The following is a 20,243-nucleotide window of genomic DNA, read 5'->3' as shown; positions in this document are numbered from 1 at the left end:
CTAAGCCCTTGTCTGCACATCTTTTTAGGTGGCGCCGCCTTGACAGCGGCGGCGCCAAAATGCGGCGGATGCGGTATGCGCGCTGACAGCGATTTCCAACCACGCTTGGGGCGCATTCGCGCCCAGGGCGGCAAGGCCTCCAAGCGCTATCTGGCGCGTCTTTACGCAAGCATGGAAAAGGCGCGGCCCGGCGTCTTCGCACGGCGCGGTTCGAGACGTTTTGTGGGCGCCCAGATCGGCCGCGGCGCCGGGCTCGGCGCGGCGTTCATTGCGAACGGGCGGGCGTTTGCTCGCCATCACATGCGGCGCGCCGCCGTGAAGATCCGTTCGGTCCGCCTCGGCGCCAACGGCCTCGGTAAGGCGCGCGCGCATTTGCGCTATATCCAGCGCGACGGCGCCGAGAAAGATGGCGCGCCCGGCAAGCTCTACGGTCCGGATCGCGACGCAGCGGACGGCAAGGCGTTTCTGGAGGAAGGGCGCGGCGACCGCCATCAATTCCGGATCATCCTGTCGCCGGAAGACGGTGGCGAACTCGACGATCTCAACGGCTACACGCGCGCCGTCATGGCGGCGGCGGAGCGCGATCTTGGCACGCGCCTCGACTGGGTTGCGGTCAACCATCACGACACCGACCACCCGCATGTGCATATCGTGCTGCGCGGGCGCGACGATCAGGGCCGCGATCTCGTCATCGCGCGGGATTATATCACCCACGGTTTTCGTAAGCGCGCCGAGGAAATTGCGACGCTCGAATTGGGGCCGCGACGCGATCTCGCCATCGCCCGCAGTCGCCACGCGGAAATCGACAAGGAGCGCTTCACGTCGCTCGACCGCAAACTTTGTGCAGCGGCCATAGACGGCGTGGTCGCCCCGTCGCATGGGCGGACAGCTTATGAGCGCTTTCAAACGAAGCTGCTTTTGGCGCGGCTCCGAACCCTCGAAAAGATGCGCCTCGCTGCGCGCGAAAAGGATGGCTGGCGGCTCGCGCCGGGCCTCGAAGAAACGCTGCGGGAAGCGGGCCGTCGCGGCGACATCATCCGCTCTATGGGCGCGGCCATGGGGCTGCAATTCGAGCCCGCGAAATTGCGCGAGCTCGGAGCTGCGGGATCGCCGCCCCGCCTAGTCGGACGCGTGGTCGGCGAAGGCGCTGCAGACGACGCGCATGACAAGCGCTTTCTGGCGCTCGACGGCGCCGATGGAAATCAGTGGCATGTAACCTTTGACGGCGCCCCCGGAACGGCGCCGCCGGAAGGCGCGATTGTCGAAGCCTCGCTGGCTTCAGCGGCGCCGCGCAAATCCGACCGCACCATCGCTGAAATCGCCGCGCGTCATGACGGGATGTATTCAGACGCCTTGCACGCGCGCTGCGATCCTTCCGCCAGCCCCGAATACCGGCTTGCGCATAAGCGCCGCCTCGAAGCGTTGCGCCGGGCCGGCATCGGCGGGCGCCTGGCCGATGGGACATGGCGCATTCCGGGCGACTTTCTTGAACGTACAGCGCAGTTTGAAGCGGCGAAGGCGTCGGCGCGAATGCGGACATTGTCATGGGTCAGGCTTGATGCGCTGACGACGGCGCCCACACGGACCTTTCTTGATGACGCCATAGAGAAGGGCGAAGACACTCACGGCGCGCTTGGGTTTGGCAGTGCAGTTCAGAAGGCGCTTGCAACGCGCCGCAACTGGCTTCTTGCGCAAGGTCTGGCGCAGGAAAAAGAAAACGGCTTCTCCATCGATCAGGACAAGCTCGCGGCGCGGGGCGCCGCCGCCATGAATGCGCACGCTGAAACGCTAGGGCACAGACTCGGCAAGACATTTGTTCCAACCGAAGATGGAGAGACCATCAAGGGCCGCTTCACAGAGCGGCTCGATCTTTCCGCCGGACGTTTCGCGGTGCTCGAAAAATCGAAGGAATTTACGCTGGTCCCGTGGCGGCCGGTCATGGAGGCGCGCAGGGGCCGGCTCATCGAGGGCGTCATGGAGCGCGGGCGCGTCAACTGGAATTTCGGACGAACGCGCAGCGGGCTGGGCCGCTAGGAGACAGTCATGCCGATCACAGAAATGTCATCTATTCGCCAGTGCAAAAAACACAAGTTTAACAGGAAAGCGGCGCGCCTCGATTTGAAGTTCTGCATCAGAATACTTGATCAAAGCGCTTGTCTTTACAAAAATTTCCACAGTCTTGTTTCGGGCAGGGGGTAGCATGGTTCCTGCACCATTAAAGGATACAAAGCAGGCGATTATTGTCGCCTCCGACATTTTAAGGCCGCTCGCCGCGCCTGCCTCCGCGGCGTTTTGGGGGGAGCGATTCAAGACGATTTATTGCGAGACCGGGCGCGCACTTATCGACCGGCTGCGCCGCAGGCCATTCCATTGCGCAATTATTCAGGATCAGCTGGAGGATTGCGACTGCTGGCGTCTCGCCAAGATCATCCGCTCAGGGCGCTTCTGCGCTCCCGCTCTGCCGATTGTGGTTCTTCATCGAGGCGCACCAAGCGCCGGGTTCGACGCCATCGCGAAAAGCCTGAACGCTGCAACGGCTTCGCTGGCCGAACCCGATGCGATTCCTCGCATCGTTCAGGCGGCGATCGATCAGCGGCGGCGGTCCAGCGTCTTGATCATTGAAGACGACCCGGACGCCGCCGAAACCGCACGGCGCGCGCTTGATGCCGACTACAAGGTCGAAATCGCCGTCAACGGCGCGGACGGTCTCTCTGTATGGAAAGAAAAACGCCACGATCTCGTCCTGCTTGATCTCATGTTGCCGGCGTTGCCCGGAGAGGAAGTGCTCAAGGAAATTCTCGTTGTCAATCCCAAACAGCCGGTCATCATTGTCACCGCGCACGCTTCGCAAAGCCGCCATTCAAATCTGATGCTGCTCGGCGCCAATGAGTTCGTCGAGAAACCATTCGACATCAATGTGCTTCGCGCGCTCTGTCGAAGCCTGTTTCAAGAAATGGCGCTGGCGCGCGCCGACCGGGAAATCGATGAAATGCGCGCAGCCGCGCGTGAGAACGCACATCGCGCGACCGCCGCATCAATCAGCTTGCGTCAGGGAAATACGTCCGGCGCCGCGATGCAGCTGGACGCCATGCTTGCCGGCGCGCCGCAGGATTTAACCGACGATGAATGGGTGGAGGTGTTAAATGACGTACAAGATAAATAACTCAAAGAGAGCAATTTCGGCAGCGTTCATGGCTTTTCTGCCTGGACAGGTGTTCGCACAGGAAAATGATTTGGTCCAATCTCTTGGCGGGGATCAAATGTTTAGTTTGGCGGTCGGTTACGAGCAGCCGATCTCCGAAGCGCCAGCCGTTGCGACAGTAATTACAGCGAAGGACATTGAAGCGCTCGGCGCGACCAGAATCGAAGAAGTGCTCGCTACCGTCACCGGCTTGCATATATCAAAAAACCGGGCGCATGACAGCATATATGTAATTCGATCCATAGCGTCGGAAGTAAATCCACACGTTTTGGTTATGATCAATGGCGCCCCCATTGGCGACGCCGTGCAGGGCGGCAGGCCGCTCGGTTGGACTTTACCAGTTCAAAATATCTCCCGCATTGAAATCGTACGGGGCCCAGGCTCAGCGCTATATGGCGCGGATGCTTTTGCCGGCACGATAAATATTATTACGAAGACTGCTCAGGAAATCGGACCTTTCTCGGTCGGCGCATTGGGCGGAAGTTTCAGTACCTATGGCGGCTGGATTCAAAGCGGAATAATTCGAGATGGCTTTGAAGCGGCGCTTTCATTAGAAGTGCAAACGACGAGTGGCGACGATCCAATTGTGCAGGCCGACGTGCAGACTTTCCTCGACCAACTGTTTAGCACGAGCGCGTCATTAGCGCCTGGCGGCATTAGGCTCGGTAGAACCGATATCAATGCGCGAAGCGATTTTCGCATTGGAGACAGCTTCACCTGGCGCGCCGCATATCAGGGCATCATAGACGCCCAAAATGGAGCTGGTGTCGCATTTGCGCTCGATCCTGTCGGCGAAAGAGATCTTCATCTATTTTCTTCTGATCTAACGTTCGAAACAGCCCTCACCGAGAATTTGGAGATGATGGCGACGGCGAGCTTCTTCAGAGAAGATTTCAAAGCATTATTTCAATCGAACCCGCCGGGCGCATTCGGCTTTTTTCCGGAGGGCGTTTTGAACCAAATCGATTTCGACCTCACGGAATATCGCGGGCGCGCCGAAATTCTGTATGCGCCAGGAAATGCTCACAAGCTAAAGGCAGGTTTCGGTGTTACATATCAAGAAGCCACGAATATTGTGGATCGCCGCAACTTTCTTCAAGGTCCCGGCGGTGTGTTATTGCCTGCGCCCGGATTTCTTACAACGGACGAACTGGGCGTCCTTCCGAACGCCTTTGCCGATTCGCGAACGAATGTATTCGGACTCTTGCAAGATGAATGGTCAGTGGCCCCGGACTGGACTGTGACGCTTGGCGTCCGGTTCGATCATTTCTCCAATTTCGGCTTGACGATCAATCCACGCGCATCAGTGGTTTGGAACGCAAAGCCAACACTTACCGTCAAGGCGCTTTACGGAAGCGCATTCCGAGCGCCTACGTTCTTGGAGGAGACAGAAGGATCAGGACAGGTCGCAAGAGGCAATCAGGACTTAGAGCCAGAAATGATAGATACGGCGGAAATCGTTCTGGAAAAGCGATGGTCAGAAGCGTTCGAAACATCAATTACAGGTTATGCCTATTGGACCAATGATTTAATTGAAGTCGTCCCCTCTCCGATGACTGGGATACCGACATTTGAAAACACGGGCGGCACGCGAGGGGCCGGAGTTGAGCTCGATGGGCGTTTGGAGGTCAGTGATAATGTGAGTGTGAGGACGAGCTACGCTTACCAAAGCGCAGAGCTTCGCGATTCAGGCCAACGGGTTAGCGGCGTCCCGCAACACCTGTTATATGCTGAAGGACGCTGGATGATGACGCCTGAATGGTCAGGATTGATTGGCGTCAAGTATGTCGGAAATCGCTCTCGTGCAGCATCCGACATCCGTCCGCCAATAAACGGATATGCGCTCGCCAATCTGTCATTGGAATATAGACCACGGCAAATTACAGGTCTCTTTGTGCGGGTCGCTGCAACGAATTTGTTAGACAAGCGCGCTCTCGAACCCAGTCCAAATCTGATTTTCCCAACGGATGATATTCCCCTTGAAGGTCGAAAGATTATTGCTCGAATTGGAGTGTCTAGGTGAAGCGTACCAGCGAAAATGCTAGGTCGTCATCAGAAAGAGACAGGCCATATTTTATAAAGGGCTGGCCATTCCTAGGCCAGCTTCCTGCTTTGGCGAATGATCTTATCGGATCGCTCAGAAGGTTTGCCGAGCGAGATGATCGGCCAGTTGAATTCAAAATAATGACTTCAAACGCTTATTTGGTATCTTCGCCAGACGGCGTGAAAGAAGTCCTGACAAGGGGCGAGCCCGACTTTACGAAAGGGATTCTCACATCCTCAATGAAGGCGGCGTTTGGTGACTCGTTAGCGCTAGAAAATGGCGATGAATGGCGCCGAAAACGCAAACTGCTGCAGCCGTTATTTTTGAAGAAATCAGTTCAGGCATGGCGTCCGATCATAAACTCAAATGTTGATTTGTTGGTTGAAAGATGGAGTCACAGAGATGCAGAAGGTTCGGTCGTTAATATATCGACAGAGGCCAACCACCTTATTCTCGATATCATGACAACGATCATGTTTGGCGAAGATATGTCGTCGGAGCGCGCGCAGGCCGCTAGCGAAGCCGTGACCAGTATCAATGAGGCTTTGTTTGGTGTCTTCTGCCGAAGTTTTGTCCTAAGGGGCTCGTTTCAGAACTCAAAACTTGCGCAAGGCAAAAAATTTAGGAACGCCTTGAAAAAGTTTAACGACATAGTTGACCATTCTATCACAAGCAGCACCGCCCAAGCTACTTCAACTCTCATCGATCAATTCCGTTTGCTCAAGTCGTCAGATGGCGATCAATTATGCGAGAAGGAAGTGCGCGATGAGGCGACGGCATTCTTTTTTGCCGGCTTAGAAACGACTGCAAATGCGTTAGTATGGGCATTCTATTATCTTGCGTCGCATCCGAACTTTGCGGACCGAATTGCTGCGGAGGCATCACAACTTTCGGAATCGCACTTGCCGGATTTTGATGAGGCTGAGCGATTACCTTTCACGCATGCATTTGTAATGGAGACATTAAGATTGAAGCCGCCGGCCTACGCTTTGGAACGGCGCGCGTCCAGCGAAACGAAACCGGTTCAGGGATGCCCTCTGAGAAAGAATGCAACAGTTATACTTTCACCCGCGGTGACGCATAGGCAGACGGAGTATTGGGAGGAACCGGATAAATTCTGTCCGGATCGGTTTGAGTCGGGAAGTAAAAGTCCGCAGCACCAATTTGCGTTTTTTCCCTTTGGTGGCGGCGCGCGAAAGTGCATCGGTATGCATTTGGCGCTTATGGAAGTGATAATGACCATTGCAAGATGCGCGCAGAAATTTGAGTTTAGACTGGTCGATGGTCAAACGGTGGGCGATAAAGTCGGCGTGACGCTTATGCCGGACAGAGATATTCAACTTATTTTGCGCCATAGGCGCCCATCTTAATTGGTAGCGGAATTTTAGCTGTAAATACCGACCCCGCACCAAGCTCACTGCGAACATCAATCTCGCCACCCATTAATTTTGCAAATTGTCGTGAGATAGCCAAGCCAAGCCCGGTTCCGCCAAATGCGCGACTGGCGCTCATATCGACCTGGCGGAAAGGTTCAAAGACAGAATCAATATCCTTTTCAGCGATACCGACGCCCGTGTCTTCGACTTCTAACAATAGCCGGTTGGGGCGACCTTTGCATCTGAGGTAAATCTCGCCATTGTGCGTAAACTTGCAGGCGTTCGTCATAAGGTTAAGCGCGATCTGCTGAAACTTGTCGCGGTCGATCAGAATTGTCGCCGGACAGTCGATTTCAGCAGTGAACTTGTTGTTCCTCTCTGCAGCAAGTGGCAGGATCGACTTCTGGGCATCGTGAAGCAGTGCGCTGATGTCGGTTTCGACCAGATTAAGGTCGAACTTTCCTGCTTCTGCGCGGGCCAGATCAAGCATCTGGGTGATGCGGTTTAGGAGTTCATGCGCGCGTCCGAGAATATTTGAAAGTTGTTCCCGTGAGCGATGGGCGGCGTCGTCTTCGACGGCGAATTCCAGCTCTTCTAGCGTCAATTGCGTATAGCCGATTATCGCCTGTAAAGGCGTTTTCATTTCGTGGGTAACCGCGGCCATAATTTCGGACTTCTGCCGGTTGGCGGCAAACGCTGCATCGCGGGCGGTTTTTAGCTCCTGCGTTCGGATCGCTACTTCTGATTCTAGCGCAGCCTGGGATGTCTCGATCTCATCCATAAGCTGGTTATAGATCGCGGCGATTTCCTGAATCTCCTTGGATCCAAATATTCTGGCGCGCTTACGCGGCGCGTCACGCCCGCCATTCGACATCGTTGAACTTAGCGATCTCAATGGATCGGTCAGCACACGCATCTGGAAGGATAATAGTGCCAGGAATATGCCGGCGGCGGCTAACCCCGCTAAACCATTGATGACCCAGATTGTACGAATAGTTTCACGCACCGGCGATTTCGAGAACGCCAGCACAACTGAACCAAGATATTCCGCGTTGACCGATCCGTTATCTAAATCGTTGGGTTCTGGAGAGGACAGAACCGGCGCGGCGACTATCCAATACTCAGAGGACTCCCTTATATTTGTGAGATGACGGATCGGGCTGTTGGTGTCATTTATAGCGTGGCCATTATCGTATCTTGCCAGTGTCTCGCCGTCGGCTCTAATCAGTCTCGCATCATCAATATTTGGGAATGCGGTGATGCTCCCAATCGCCTCTTCTGCGACTGTCAGGTCTTCTACGAGAAACGCGAAGATGGTGCGTTCAGCGAATTGCTCGGTTTGCAGCCGCGCATCAGTAACTGCGTTGTCTCTGAGCTGACGTGAAATCAAGGTAGAGGCTATAGCCGTCAGGGTAACCGAGAATAGAATGATGCTGGCTCCGGCAGTGATGGAGAGCTGACGGCTAATTCGCATCTGGCGGAAACGATTGAACATCGTGCTCATCGCTCCCCCAGGATGAGATCAAAGGATCGCTCATCCTGCGCCGATATTGCTATGCCGAGGTGACTTGCAATCCGCTTGTTGACGGCGAATTTTACTGCGCCGAGCGGTTCGACCTCCGGGCGCTTGTTAGGATTCTCAGAAATTGCGATGGCTAGATCGGCAAGCTGAGCGCCCATCGCCTCAAGATCAGGATAAATAGCAATAAACGTTCCGCGGCGCGCATGATCGATATTGTTGCTGATGATCGTAAAATTACGCCGCCAACTCTCTTCGACGAGGCGCGGAAGATTGCTGTTTGAGACAAATGACGGGTTGGAAAGAAGCCACAAAACATCAGTTTCGGGGTTGCCGTATTTCAGGATATTCCAGTAGTGGTTTGAAGCTTCCGAGAGTGTCGTGGCTTCATGGGCGACGATTGTAATCCCGATAGAAGCCGATATCGCTTTGGCGCGCTCAATGAGCCAACGGTCTTTTGAAGGGTCGTAAACGACAATTATTCGCCGTTTTTCCGGCATAAGCGTTTTCAATCGGCTGAGCAGGAATACGGGATCGGCGGTCAGGGAGACGCCGTCCCGGCTTCCTAGGCCCGGCTCAATATCAAGTCCGCCCACCACTTGGCGGATATCCAGGCCGCTGCTTCGATAGGATTCGTCTGCTTGCCGGCCGAGCGTGAAAACAAGTTCGGGCGCATCCGAGGAAATACCGTTTCGCATCGCTTGCGCAGATGCGAAAGCATCGAGCCGGCGCTCCGTAATAGAAAGCGCAGACCCTCGCGATCGAATGCCCATTTCAATGGCGTTAAATATCTCATCGAATGTGGGGTTTGGGGCAGGTCGAAGAATAACTGCTTCGACGGGGCGTTCTTGTTGCGCTCTGGCGTCTGGTGGAGAGAACGCGCTAATTATCAGCGCAAAGAGGAGCGAGCCCGCAACAAGGCGGGTTAATGCGCGCCATTCAACCGGCGCCGGCGTGCCGGCTTTCTCGCGTTCCCGCATCCCATGCCGTCCCGCTTAAATTTCACCCTTGTCGGCGATTTTTTTCTTTCGCCGAACCCGCTTCACATAGGCATCGAGGTCAACGCCCTGAATCATGCGTTTGAACCAGTACCGCTTCATTGTGTTGTTGACCCGACCTTCAAAGATTTCCGGGTCGCCGCGCATATGGGCCAGAAAAGCGCGCACTGTTCGCGCGCATAAATCTTCCTGTACAGCATCAATCGATGCAGTTCCCTGGTTCCGGATTTTTTCGACTAGGCTTAAAACGCATTCCACAGGGTCCAATAACCCGTCGCGTTTGTTGCCTTTTTCCTGAGCTAGCTTTTCGAAGAACACTTCGTGCTTTGGATAGAGCGTCAGGCAAATCAACGCGGCCGCAACGACGCCAGTCTGAAAGATTTCCGTGCTCGGCATCGCCTTGTCGAGCAGAAGCAGTTCGTCGCGAAATAAACCGACTGCATTTCTGAGATCGACGGGCGTTTCATCTGACGCGACTCTAATTCTTCCGCGCAGCGCCAATGTGAACGCTTGAACGAGGAGCCCATGCTTCAGACGTCTGGAATTAAGGCTCATTTCATTTTCACGAAACGCCGCCTGTATGTCGTCAAGGCGACTGATCGCAGAGCTGGCGGCGTGATGGGCCCGGTATAGATCGTAAAATTCACGTTCGGATTCAGGAAAATAAATCGTTGCGCGAACTGTCGCCGGCGCTGCGACAGCGCCATTGCGCCACAGTCCAGCCCGCACATGGCCGTCAAGCTTGTAAAGAGCGCCCTCCCATTTACATCCAACGACCTGCCGCAAGGTCTCGCGGAGGGAACCGCTTGCGTTTTTCATGAACGCCCAGTGCCCGTCAGTCGGCCCGGCGCTGTGACTTGGATGATCCAAAGCGCTTGTCCACACTGATGCCGGCAGTTCTACGGTGGCTGGCGCGCCGTTCCTGGTGGGCAGAATATCCGGCATCAAATCTATGTTACTCTTTTTGCGAAGATGATTAGTCATATTTTGTGCTCGGGCGGCAAGTTTATTCAATCTCGGACAGCAAAAAATGCAATAAAATCAAACTATTTCCTGCAAAGCAAAGGCCAGGAAAACCTATATCGCAATTATGCATGATGTTCTACTATCTTCCTCTTTTAGCGAAGGAAAAAATGCATTAGCATTGTCAACGAGAAAGCCAATTTGACGGGTTTAAGGCCTTGGGAACGTGGACAGAGCTGTTCAACAGGCGCTGCCGGAACATACGCCTCTCACAGACGGCGAGGCGCGGACATCTGCGGGATGGGCTTTCGAGTTCCTTCGGCGAAACCCCGAATTTATTTCCGCTGTAGAACCAAGAGAAGAGAAAACTCCTCCAAGCAAAAGCGTAGGGGGCGTAACGGTTGTTACGGTCGGTGAGGGGGAGTCGCCAGAAGACTTTGGGGTTCTTTATTGCGACCGTTGCGATCGTCCAATCGATAATACGGTAGTTTTTTGGGCGCGCGATCTATCCGTTGATATCATAGATGCAAGAATTGTTAATTCGCCTGCCGATGAGACAGAAGACAATGTGCTGAAGTTGGAGAAATTTAAGTGCGATAAAATTCTGCTGACCGGGCCAGATCAGACGCCACAATTGCTTCTTAAAACGGGTTCAAAGCAAATTCAGATAAATTGCATAGGCGGAGATTTTGTGAGTGTAGGGCAGGCGATTATTCCTCAAATTGCGCCTGCCAGAAATATTGAACGCCAGTTGCTCGCGATGCGTCGATTGTTTCATCTGTACAGCGAGCGCGAATTTGCAGAATCGCTCTTCAAGCCAGACGCCAAAAGCGCGCGCCTTGGCGAAGTGCTTATCGCGCTCGATCTTTGGCTTCGACAGACTCCGATGCGGGACATCGCGGTCGCACTGTATGGTGAACACATAGTCAACGATGACTGGGCGCCAGAGGGAGGGTATTTGATTGACCGCGTCAGGCGATCCATCCGGCGGGGGAGATTCATGATGGAAAAGGGGTATCGCCAGCTGTTGGGATAGTCCTAAATGAGTTTTTCGGTATCCGGCTCTTCGGCACCCCTGATTTCATGTTACGATTGGCAAATATATGGCATTGGCGCTCGTCAAGAGATGGGACCAACGCGAATCGCCTTCAGATCGCCCGATATGCGTAAATGTACTCTCCCAATGATGGTCAAAATCACTAATAATGCCGCCAATATTCTGAAATACTGATTCTGGGCGGTGACTTTCAATGTGGTGGCTTTTGATCATTGCCGGAGTGGCCTTGTTCTTTTTCTTCAATGGCCGGAAGAAGCCGACGGCCTCACGCCTGAAAAGTGCTGTGCCGCCACAGGCGGTAGCCTCGCCCCGGTCGCAAGCAAAAACGCCGCCCCGGAAGTCCGCTTCCAAAGGTCGTCCCATGAAATGGGTGCCGAAAGGTGACGCCGTCATCATCCAGGGCGTCAGAATTGACGGAGGAATGATCTATGTGGGCGAACGCAATCGCCCGGGAGATTCAGACCGCCCTCAGAACGCGCTGATCAATCCGTCCTTGTCAGCTTCTGGCTCCGCACGCGATCCCGGCGGGGACTCGATGCCGTATTGGCCATCTTACTCAGAGATTGAGCCGCGGGCTCGGGGAACGTATCTCGAATGGTTGGCGAGCGGGCGCGACGATCCTGAAATTGGCGTCGGTTATGTATTTTTGTACTTCTACGGCCTCGAATACCGGCTGTTCTTTGAACAAGCAGAGGCAGAGGCCGATGAAATTCTCGCTGAAGTAAAGCGCCTTCTTTCAATTTACGGCGGCAATAATTCGTTCCGCGGCTATGCCGAACGGTTGCTCGATGCGGCGGGATTTTTGACGACAAAGCTTGATCAAAGACCTCCGGTCGAACCGCCACGCTCTTCACTTTTCGAAATGCCGTATGACGTACGAGCATACCTTGGCCGAAAGGTGCTGGATGGCGAGAACCTCGACGCCGATGACGCCTTGCTCTGGATGGTCTCATCACCGGCCGTACAGCTTCGGACGCCTGCCATCCGATGTTTCGATGAACTGGGCGCGCTTTGGAATGTTCGGTTTAACAAGCGGTTTCCAAACGGCATAAAGGTCAAACCGCCGAAAAAGAAGCTATCCCTGGATTATCAGGCTGCGAGCGGCCGTTTTAACGCATCGATTTCGGGAAAAGGCGACAATCTGCCGGACATTGGGGCGCTGACGGCGCCAGTGAACAAGCTGAACGGGCTTCTCGCCGAGTGTACTAGCGAACTTGATGCTTACAGCCGCTTGATTGGGCGTTCACCAGAAGCGAAAGGAACGATCGACGCTGCAGCGTTGCTTCCGGCGGACCTCATGGATGCGCCATCCGCCAATCCGCTGAAGGAAATTGCCTCCGTGATTGTAGCGCGCCTGTCTGAGAAGAAATCCGGATGGATGCCGGTAAAATCATTGCTCGAGGCGATTGATTTGGAGGTTCCGAAAACCGGAAAAATTCCTGCAGCGACGCTGAACAAGCTGGGGGCCGTGCTTGATAAGTTGGGACTGGGATTCGAGCCTGACCGGCGGTTGGGAAGCATGCCGCCGGGCCCTGACGACATCGTCGTTTTGTTTGAAGGGAAGGGCGGGGTTATTGACGCTGATGGCGATCCTTATCGCGCGGCGAAGACGGTAACAGAAATTTGCGCGCTTGCTGCTGGAGCAGACGGCGAGATCGCCCAGGAAGAGATTGAGCATATCAAATCTGAAATCCTTTCTGTGCCCGGCCTTTCAGTTGACGAACGTCAGCGTCTTTTCGCTTACGCAAAAGCCCTCTGCCGCAATGCACCGCGTCACCAGCCGGTTTTGCGGAAATTATCCAAAGCTGATGAAGAGATCAGAAAGACGATCGCAAGATCGGCGATTGATGCAGTCCTCGCAGACGGCCGGGTCGAGCCCGCTGAAGTGAAATATATCGAGCAACTCTTCCGTACCCTCGGCTTCCCGACCGAAGACGCCTACGCTGCCTTGCATCGGGGCGCTGCTGGTTCCGATGAGCCGATTGCTGTCAGGCCGGCGACTCCTGAGCCTGGTACGTCCGTGCCCCCTTTACCCGGAATGGCGGCGGAGAAAGCGGGGTCAATCGATCGCCAGAAGATTGAGCGCATCACCAAAGAAACAGCGCAAGTGGCGGGGCTTCTCAGCGAGATATTCGCCAGTGAAGACGAGGAATTCGTTCAGCCGCCCTCGAAAGCTGCAGACAACATGTCGTTGCGATTTGAAGGGTTGGATCAGCAGCATGGCGAATTGTTGAGTTATCTGATTGCGAATGGCGAACTGTCGCGCCCTTCCTTTGAAAGCGAAGCGAGGCGGCCGCAATTGCTCCCAGATGGCGCGATGGAGACCATCAATGAATGGGGCTTTGATGTTATTGGCGAGCCGGTTCTCGATGCAGAAGATAATATTTGCATTGTGAGCGACCTCTTTGAGGAAATTCAAACGCTGGAGAAAAGATGATGGCGAAGTCTCCGAAGATCCGCACACGAGAAAGAGACACAATTGTTCAGGCGCTTGCGGCCGGTGTTGTGCCGCGCATCGGGCTTCAACACATTCAGGTCGGACGGGCCGCAGAGTTGAATGCGCTGGTGCGCGATATAGACCGAATTGCCGAGGACGGGTCCGCTGTGCGATTCATTATCGGCGAATACGGCGCCGGCAAGACATTCTTTTCAAACTTGGTGCGCTTGATTGCGCTTGAAAAGAAGCTGGTCACCGCGCATGCGGATCTTGCGCCGGATAGGCGCCTTCATGCGACCGGCGGGCAGGCGAGAACGCTCTATGCGGAGGCGGTCAAAAACCTCTCGACCCGCACTAATCCTGACGGGGGAGCATTGCAGAATATCCTCGAACGCTTCGTAACCGAATGCGTGCGACGGGGCGAAGCGCAACAAAAGCCAATCGAAAAGGTCATAGATGAAAGGCTGGCGGCGTTGCAGGACCTTGTAGGCGGTTATGATTTTGCAACCGTTGTTAAGGCCTATTGGCGGGGCAGCGAGACCGGCGACGATGTGCTGAAGGCAGGCTCCCTGAGGTGGCTGCGGGGTGAGTTTTCAACGAAAACAGAAGCACGACAGGCTGTCGGTGTCAGGACCATAATAGACGACGCCTCGATCTATGACGGCTTAAAGCTTCTCTCTGAGTTCGTGAGACTTGCAGGATATGGCGGATTGCTCATCGTATTCGACGAGATGGTCAATCTCTACAAACTCCAAAGCGCGCAAGCGAGAAAGCAGAACTACGAGCAAATCCTCAGAATGTTGAACGATGTTCTTCAGGGGAACGTCGGCGGCATTGGTTTTCTTTTCGGCGGGACGCCTGAATTTTTGATGGACCCTCGCCGCGGCCTTTATAGTTATGAAGCCCTGCAATCAAGGCTTTCGGAGAATACGTTCGCCGTAGACGGTCTTGTCGACATGACGGGACCGATCGTGCGGCTTCAAAGCCTGACCCCCGAAGAACTCTATGTGCTGCTCCAGAATCTGAGGCACGTCTATTCGGGCGGGAATGAAAAGGCGTATCTTGTTCCGGATGAGGCGCTGGAGGCTTTTATGGAACATTGCAGCGAACACGTCGGGGAGGCTTATTTCCGGACGCCCAGAAATACGATCAAGGCCTTCGTTCACATGCTGGCGGTTTTAGAACAGAACCCGCAGACAGAATGGCGGGCGCTGCTCGGCGCTACGGATATCGCTCCCGATGAGGAGGAGGAAGGGGTGGATGACACCGCATCGGATGGCGATGATGAGCTCACCTCCATCACCCTCTAAGGCATTCGACCGGCTGCATCCGGAAGTCCAGCGATGGATCTGGGAGAAGAAGTGGCGGGCGCTTCGCGATATCCAGGATCGCGCAATTCCCGCAATTCTTGACGGGGAAGGGGATGTCCTGATTTCCGCCTCGACGGCGGCGGGAAAAACCGAAGCGGCCTTTCTGCCGATCCTGACGGCGATCAAGAACGAAGATGCGCCCGGACTCTCCGTATTGTGCGTCAGTCCTTTGAAGGCGCTGATCAACGACCAGTTTCAACGGCTGGATCTGCTTTGCGAGCGGATGGAGATTCCTGTCGTTCGCTGGCATGGCGACGCCCCCCAGGGAGCCAAGCAAAGAACTCTCAAGGAACCGCGCGGCGTCGCCATCATTACCCCTGAATCGATTGAAGCCCTGTTCGTTCGCAAACCCGCCGCTGCTCGAAAACTCTTTGGCAGCCTGCGGTTTGTCGTCATCGACGAACTACATGCATTTCTGCACGGGCCGCGAGGGCTTCATTTGTCGAGCCTGCTCACGCGTATAAACGAGCTAAACCAATCGAGGCCGCGTCGCATTGGCCTGTCAGCGACCATCGGCGATCTATCCGCTGCCGCTCGATGGATGAATTGGCGGCACCCGGAAGAGGTTTTCATCCTTGAATCTTCTGCTGAAAAGCGCGAGCTACAATTGCAAATCCGAGGCTATGAAGAATTACCGCCGGCTTCTTCCGCCAACGAGATGGATTTGGAGGACGACAAGCACTCGGCGATTGCCCGAATTGCCGAGCATATGTTCGGGCGCCTTCGCGGCGAGAACAATCTTGTCTTCGGCGGACGCCGCGTTGACGTAGAGGTGATCGCCGACCGCCTTCGTCAACTATCGGAAGACGCCTCCGTTCCCAACGAATTTTTCGCGCACCATGGCAGCATCTCTAAAGGACTTCGCGAAGATTTGGAGGCGCGTCTTCGCAGAGGCGATTTGCCGACGACGGCTGTGGCGACATCCACGCTGGAGCTTGGGATCGATCTTGGATCGGTAAAAAGCGTAGCGCAATATGGTGCGCCGAGATCAATCAGCTCCCTGAAACAACGATTGGGTCGGAGCGGGCGCCGCGAGGGATCGCCGTCGATACTTCGCATTTACGCGAGGGAGCGATTTGTCCGCAACGGAGATGATCCTATTGACCGGTTGCGGCTTGAGATTGTGCGGGCGGTCGCTGCGGTTCGTTTGCTCATTCGCGACCAGCTTGAGCCGCCTGCTGTCGACGACTCGACAGCAACTGTCATTCTTCACCAAACACTTTCGGTCATAACCGACCGAGGCGGCGAACGAGCCGACCGGCTATACAAAGCGATTTGCGACGCCGGGCCCTTGTCATCTTTTTCCACTCAGGATTATGCGCGGCTATTGCGCCATATGGCTCATCCGGATGTTAAGCTCATCGAGCAAGCGCCCGACGGCGCTGTCATGCTGGGCGAGCTAGGAGAAAAGATTGTCGATAGCCGCAGCTTCTACGCAATTTTTCCGACGGATCAGGAATGGCGTCTCATCCACAAGGGAGAGTCGCTTGGGACTCTTCCTTTGAGCAATATTATCAGCATCGGCAGCCTAATCTTGTTCGCCGGCCGGAGGTGGCGCGTCGTTTCGGTGGATGATCCAGGCAAAGTGCTTGACGTTACGCCTCATAAATCGGCGCGCCTTCCAAAATTCGAATCTGCCTTTTCAGAATCAGTCAGCGACGAATTCGTTGCAGAAATGCGGACCGTGTTGCGTGGGGTAGATGAGCCTCCTTATCTTGATAAGGAGGGATTGCGGCTGCTCGGCGAGGCGAGGGCGGCCTATCGGGAATTCGAGATTGACTCCGTTAGAATTTTAAGTGTCGGCAGAGACACGCATCTGTTCTTATGGCGTGGAACCGCGGTCACGAATGCATTCGCTATTGCCTTGCAAGCCGCTGGCCTGGAAAGCGAACCGCATGATCTTGGCGTTACGCTTCCGGAGACTAGCGGGGATGAGGCCAGAGCGATTGTTCAACAGATTTCGCGCGCAGCCGGCCTGACGGCGCAAGAACTACCAGGTTTCGTAGAGAATATCCAATCAGCTAAGTATGACAATCTGATCAGCGAAGAGATTCTCAGAATTGAATGGCGCAAACGGAATGAAGCCTGCTGTGATGAAATTTCTACTGTCGCAAGGGAACTGATTTAGGCAACATTTGCCGTGCTAAAAATACTCTTTGTAAGAATATTCGTAATGTCCGTCACTCATCGAACGCGTACCCTGATTAATCGAAATAGCTCCGCCTGAAATAACGCGTCAGAAAGCGCGTTATGATTTCCGCGCCGGCTTGGACGGAGCGCTTCCGTCATGAGACTTGATTTCGTCTCAGCCCACGGGCATCCGGTCGCACCCATATATAGAGCTTTGATATCAAGCGCTGCAAATCCGAACGGGTTATTACCGAGATAGCGGTGAAAATAATAATTAACGAAAGACCAGTCGAAGGGAGCATTGAACCCCACAAAAACAAGATTGCTTTCCTTGTCCGAAATCTTCTGTAACCAAGATGCAAATTTTCTCATCGCGGTCTCAGGCTCGGTGCCAGTGCGAGCAAGTTCCTCCAGAGAAAACCCGCTGATGTCGAGCGCTTTCGGGTCTGCCCGATCGGTAATCGGCCTCAGCTCGCATTCAAAGGTTTTGCGATCGTCCGCGATATTGCAGGCGCCGATCGATAGCAAGCTAAATTCCCCCGGTATCGGACCGGACGTCTCAACATCGACCGATATGAAGATTTCCCGTGAGCCGATCACGATACAAGCATCTGGTTTGATACAAGAGGCGGGCGGGATTGAATCACCGTCCAGTGTGCTCTGAATTCGCGGCGTCGTTCTTCTGCGCTCCCACTGGCGGACCAGTGGTGTCCTCCGACCGTCGTAATGTCGAAAGGCACATCTGCGCCTTCCTTGGCCATAATCATGGTGGGCAGACATCGGCCGAGCGCATAACCGAGTTCGATGAAGCAATTCGGACGGGCGCCGGTGATGTCGGCGAGAACGACGTTGCTTCGATACAATTTCTCAAAGATTTCCTTATCAAGAGTTGCGTATTCGTAAGGCTGCGTTCCATCAACGACAACAATCTTAAAGCCAAGCTCGCCTTCAATCACTGGCTGGACGACATTGTCGAAAAAATCCTGAACGGCAGCAAAATCCGGATGTTTCTTGTTCAGCAACCTGACGGCGAATGCGCGCGGCGCCTCAAGCGCTTCCAGCAATTGCAAAAGTAGAGAAACGCGATCTTCAATAGGCTGTCGCTTAGAGAAATTAATTCTATTCATCCAGGCATGGGCGCTATTCCCACTGGTTCGGAACAGCTTCGGCGCGTCGGCGCTGGAAAGTCCAAGCGAAAATAGACGGCGCGCACCCTCGGTAGGCGGAGTGATCGGGTTCGAGAGCGGGATAACCGGCTTGCCAGCATCGTGATACAGATTTGCTAAGTAGAGAACGCCTTCAGAACCTCCGATAGCAATAAGGATATCACCCAACCGCGCTTGCGCTTCCATTCTTTTGCTATTCATATTCCAGTGTGAGACATTTTCGATCTGCACAATATCCGACGTTCGCACGCTATCCCAGAGGGCTTCAAATTCACGCGGAATCTGGTCTTCGGTTTTGTGATGCTGAACGGCCACTGCGAACGGATTGGACGCGCCAGTGGGCCGCAACGCCAGACTTTCATACAAGGTTCGCCAAACGAGCCAGTCGAAACAAATTTCCTGATTATCCGCCGCTCGCCTTTTTTCTGCGTCAACCGGAACAACAAATCCTGCCCCTCGCTTGGTAAGCTCTTTCACCAGCTCCGCTATAAGCCGCCTTGCGTCATCTACGTCTTCAGCAGACGCCGATGACGGATCGCCGGCGATGCTCCCTGCGATATGGATGCGCCTTCCAAAAAGCGGAGATCGCAGCATCAACAATCCTCTACAATGGGCGATGGCCGGATCTGCCCCACTGCGGTCTTCAAATGATCGAACGTAAGCGGGCAGTCCGGAAAGGCCAGGGCCAAGGCCATCGGATAAAGGCGCGTCCTGATGTCGGAATACGTCCAAACCGGCCCGCCGTTGATAGCCCCGGTTCTTTCAACGAGATACGCAAATTCTGCGTCAGATAAATTGAGGCCTTCAAGATCCATGGCCAGTAGGCGGCGGCGTTCGCTGTCATCGGGGCGCTTAAACTCTTCAATAATGGCCGCGCGACGCTGCAAAGCGGGATCGAGAGCGGAAACGCGATTGGTGCACAATATGGTGACGACGCGCCCGCCATAATTGCGCAGCTCGTCAATGCCTTGAATTAGCGTGTTTACGGCGACTTTATCTTCGTGGTGGCTATGCTCCTGCGAACGCGCGGCGGCCAGAGAATCGCCCTCGTCAATAATAAGAATAGCGCGACGATTTTTGCCGGCGGACTTCGCGATCTGTTCAAATGCTTCTGAAAGAAGCGTTCCCATCTCGCCGACTTTGCCGCTTCCTCTGACCCTGTTGCTCATTTTGAACAGGACGGAGTCTTCCGTCCGGCTTTCCTTGACCAGACGATTTGCAGCGCATTCCGCCATTGCTGTTTTCCCGGTTCCGACATCGCCGTAAAAGATGGCTAACGGATACTGTTCGGTAACGAGTTCGCACAGATCGAGCCGCCCTTTATGGTGCTTCTTGTTCCACTGCCTTAGCTCGTCAATCTGCAAAAGGAGCCTGAATTGATTCCTGATGCGTCTGTAGCGTTCGTCGAATCCGAGGAGCGTCTTCTCTTTTCGATCGAAGCGGTCATCAGGAAGCGCGACCTGACTGTCAAAAATTCGCGTGCCGGTCATGCCGCATAATCCTGACGCTGCAAGCCCCATCCGTTGCTTGCATAATCACGCCCGCCTGTACGTGAGAGGCCGACGTGGCTCGTGTCCGCATTGGTCGGGCTCCAGCCGACTTTGAATTTCTTTTTCATCCGCTCACGTGCGGCGTCGTCATAATCAGAAGTGTAGCTAATAACGATGCGAAGATAAGCATTTTCAACCTGCGGCCACATCACGCCGCCGGGACGCACCATCGTCAAATCATTCGCTGCGGTATTAACGATATACTGGCAGGCCCTGACCTCTACGTCCGCGCTGAGCAGGGTAAGATCGACTTTTTTCAGGTAGCCCTCTTTGGCCAGCAGTTCGACATCATGAGCATAGTCACGCGCCTTGGCCTCCGTGATGGCGCGGGAACTCTGCGCAATCATCACAATATCCGCCGTAAAGCGTCGAACTACGGTGGCGATATCCGTAGTTGTATAAGTTTCGGTCTCAGTAACGGCGTAACTCAT

General features: G+C 54.7%; 16 protein-coding genes. 8 read left to right on the top strand and 8 right to left on the bottom strand.

Annotated features, from left to right (window positions below; translation table 11 throughout):
- Window positions 1-75 precede the first annotated feature (75 nt).
- The 4 genes from ACQY5P_RS05860 (at window position 76) to ACQY5P_RS05845 (ending at window position 6,616) form a co-directional block, all read left to right on the top strand.
- Window positions 76-2,034 carry a DUF3363 domain-containing protein gene (locus ACQY5P_RS05860; RefSeq protein WP_165793799.1) on the top strand — a complete coding sequence of 653 codons (1,959 nt, stop codon included), beginning with the start codon at window positions 76-78 and terminating at the stop codon, window positions 2,032-2,034.
- A gap of 166 nt (window positions 2,035-2,200) precedes the next feature.
- A complete protein-coding gene (locus tag ACQY5P_RS05855; RefSeq protein WP_104831438.1) occupies window positions 2,201-3,163 on the top strand; it encodes a response regulator in 963 nt (320 codons plus the stop codon).
- Entirely contained in the window at window positions 3,144-5,225 is a 2,082-nt protein-coding gene (locus ACQY5P_RS05850) for a TonB-dependent receptor plug domain-containing protein (protein WP_104831437.1), read from the top strand. Before ACQY5P_RS05855 ends, ACQY5P_RS05850 begins: the two co-directional genes overlap by 20 nt.
- Window positions 5,222-6,616, top strand: coding sequence for a cytochrome P450 (locus ACQY5P_RS05845; protein WP_104831436.1), 1,395 nt, complete (start codon window positions 5,222-5,224; stop codon window positions 6,614-6,616). Before ACQY5P_RS05850 ends, ACQY5P_RS05845 begins: the two co-directional genes overlap by 4 nt.
- On the opposite strand, the gene ACQY5P_RS05840 is transcribed toward ACQY5P_RS05845, so the two are convergent.
- From ACQY5P_RS05840 to ACQY5P_RS05830, 3 genes are read right to left on the bottom strand one after another with little or no spacing between them, the layout of a single operon-like run.
- Window positions 6,588-8,126, bottom strand: a complete 1,539-nt coding sequence (locus ACQY5P_RS05840; RefSeq protein ID WP_104831435.1) for an ATP-binding protein — start codon at window positions 8,124-8,126, stop codon at window positions 6,588-6,590. The genes ACQY5P_RS05845 and ACQY5P_RS05840 overlap by 29 nt on opposite strands.
- Window positions 8,123-9,121: an ABC transporter substrate binding protein gene (locus ACQY5P_RS05835; protein WP_104831434.1), complete on the bottom strand. Its 999-nt coding sequence runs from the start codon at window positions 9,119-9,121 to the stop codon at window positions 8,123-8,125. The genes ACQY5P_RS05840 and ACQY5P_RS05835 overlap by 4 nt, the downstream gene beginning before the upstream one ends.
- Before the next feature lie 15 nt (window positions 9,122-9,136).
- Complete coding sequence (locus ACQY5P_RS05830) at window positions 9,137-10,153, bottom strand: hypothetical protein (RefSeq protein WP_428409882.1); 1,017 nt, start codon at window positions 10,151-10,153, stop codon at window positions 9,137-9,139.
- Window positions 10,154-10,328: 175 nt separating this feature from the next.
- Between ACQY5P_RS05830 and ACQY5P_RS05825 the strand changes: the two genes are divergently transcribed.
- On the top strand, window positions 10,329-11,138 hold the full coding sequence (locus tag ACQY5P_RS05825; RefSeq protein WP_133162366.1) for a DNA -binding domain-containing protein: 810 nt from the start codon (window positions 10,329-10,331) through the stop codon (window positions 11,136-11,138).
- A 45-nt stretch (window positions 11,139-11,183) separates the two neighbouring features.
- Here ACQY5P_RS05825 and ACQY5P_RS05820 read toward each other — a convergent pair whose 3' ends face one another.
- A complete protein-coding gene (locus tag ACQY5P_RS05820; protein WP_428409881.1) occupies window positions 11,184-11,510 on the bottom strand; it encodes a hypothetical protein in 327 nt (108 codons plus the stop codon).
- A gap of 10 nt (window positions 11,511-11,520) precedes the next feature.
- Here ACQY5P_RS05820 and ACQY5P_RS05815 point away from each other — a divergent pair, with 10 nt between their 5' ends.
- Genes ACQY5P_RS05815 through ACQY5P_RS05805 form a run of 3 tightly spaced genes read left to right on the top strand, consistent with a single transcriptional unit; the run spans window position 11,521 to window position 17,094 of the window.
- A complete protein-coding gene (locus ACQY5P_RS05815; RefSeq protein WP_428409880.1) occupies window positions 11,521-13,596 on the top strand; it encodes a TerB N-terminal domain-containing protein in 2,076 nt (691 codons plus the stop codon).
- A complete protein-coding gene (locus tag ACQY5P_RS05810) occupies window positions 13,596-14,906 on the top strand; it encodes an ATP-binding protein (RefSeq protein ID WP_104831430.1) in 1,311 nt (436 codons plus the stop codon). Before ACQY5P_RS05815 ends, ACQY5P_RS05810 begins: the two co-directional genes overlap by 1 nt.
- Window positions 14,857-17,094, top strand: a complete 2,238-nt coding sequence (locus ACQY5P_RS05805; protein ID WP_207764896.1) for a DEAD/DEAH box helicase — start codon at window positions 14,857-14,859, stop codon at window positions 17,092-17,094. Before ACQY5P_RS05810 ends, ACQY5P_RS05805 begins: the two co-directional genes overlap by 50 nt.
- A 56-nt stretch (window positions 17,095-17,150) precedes the next feature.
- Here ACQY5P_RS05805 and ACQY5P_RS05800 read toward each other — a convergent pair whose 3' ends face one another.
- From ACQY5P_RS05800 to ACQY5P_RS05785, 4 genes are read right to left on the bottom strand one after another with little or no spacing between them, the layout of a single operon-like run.
- The gene (locus ACQY5P_RS05800; RefSeq protein ID WP_104831429.1) at window positions 17,151-17,696 is read right to left on the bottom strand and encodes a 3'-5' exonuclease; all 546 of its coding nucleotides are present in this window, start codon (window positions 17,694-17,696) and stop codon (window positions 17,151-17,153) included.
- Entirely contained in the window at window positions 17,693-18,856 is a 1,164-nt protein-coding gene (locus tag ACQY5P_RS05795) for a hypothetical protein (RefSeq protein WP_104831428.1), read from the bottom strand. Before ACQY5P_RS05795 ends, ACQY5P_RS05800 begins: the two co-directional genes overlap by 4 nt.
- Window positions 18,856-19,752 carry an AAA family ATPase gene (locus tag ACQY5P_RS05790; RefSeq protein WP_104831427.1) on the bottom strand — a complete coding sequence of 299 codons (897 nt, stop codon included), beginning with the start codon at window positions 19,750-19,752 and terminating at the stop codon, window positions 18,856-18,858. Before ACQY5P_RS05790 ends, ACQY5P_RS05795 begins: the two co-directional genes overlap by 1 nt.
- Complete coding sequence (locus ACQY5P_RS05785; protein ID WP_104831426.1) at window positions 19,749-20,243, bottom strand: hypothetical protein; 495 nt, start codon at window positions 20,241-20,243, stop codon at window positions 19,749-19,751. The genes ACQY5P_RS05790 and ACQY5P_RS05785 overlap by 4 nt, the downstream gene beginning before the upstream one ends.

It is taken from the genome of Hyphococcus sp. (assembly GCF_965267305.1).
Classification (GTDB): domain Bacteria; phylum Pseudomonadota; class Alphaproteobacteria; order Caulobacterales; family Parvularculaceae; genus Hyphococcus.
The sequence above is the reverse complement of the archived record's forward strand: the minus strand, read 5'-3'. Positions and strand labels throughout refer to the sequence as shown.

Excerpts from the sequence above, each read along its gene's own strand:
- ACQY5P_RS05810 (WP_104831430.1), top strand. The coding sequence starts at position 13,596 with ATGGCGAAGTCTCCGAAGATCCGCACACGAGAAAGAGACACAATTGTT.
- ACQY5P_RS05790 (WP_104831427.1), bottom strand. The coding sequence starts at position 19,752 with ATGACCGGCACGCGAATTTTTGACAGTCAGGTCGCGCTTCCTGATGAC.
- ACQY5P_RS05805 (WP_207764896.1), top strand. The coding sequence starts at position 14,857 with ATGACACCGCATCGGATGGCGATGATGAGCTCACCTCCATCACCCTCT.
- ACQY5P_RS05850 (WP_104831437.1), top strand. The coding sequence starts at position 3,144 with ATGACGTACAAGATAAATAACTCAAAGAGAGCAATTTCGGCAGCGTTC.
- ACQY5P_RS05815 (WP_428409880.1), top strand. The coding sequence starts at position 11,521 with ATGAAATGGGTGCCGAAAGGTGACGCCGTCATCATCCAGGGCGTCAGA.
- ACQY5P_RS05855 (WP_104831438.1), top strand. The coding sequence starts at position 2,201 with ATGGTTCCTGCACCATTAAAGGATACAAAGCAGGCGATTATTGTCGCC.
- ACQY5P_RS05795 (WP_104831428.1), bottom strand. The coding sequence starts at position 18,856 with ATGCTGCGATCTCCGCTTTTTGGAAGGCGCATCCATATCGCAGGGAGC.
- ACQY5P_RS05840 (WP_104831435.1), bottom strand. The coding sequence starts at position 8,126 with ATGAGCACGATGTTCAATCGTTTCCGCCAGATGCGAATTAGCCGTCAG.
- ACQY5P_RS05860 (WP_165793799.1), top strand. The coding sequence starts at position 76 with ATGCGCGCTGACAGCGATTTCCAACCACGCTTGGGGCGCATTCGCGCC.
- ACQY5P_RS05835 (WP_104831434.1), bottom strand. The coding sequence starts at position 9,121 with ATGCGGGAACGCGAGAAAGCCGGCACGCCGGCGCCGGTTGAATGGCGC.
- ACQY5P_RS05785 (WP_104831426.1), bottom strand. The coding sequence starts at position 20,243 with ATGAGTTACGCCGTTACTGAGACCGAAACTTATACAACTACGGATATC.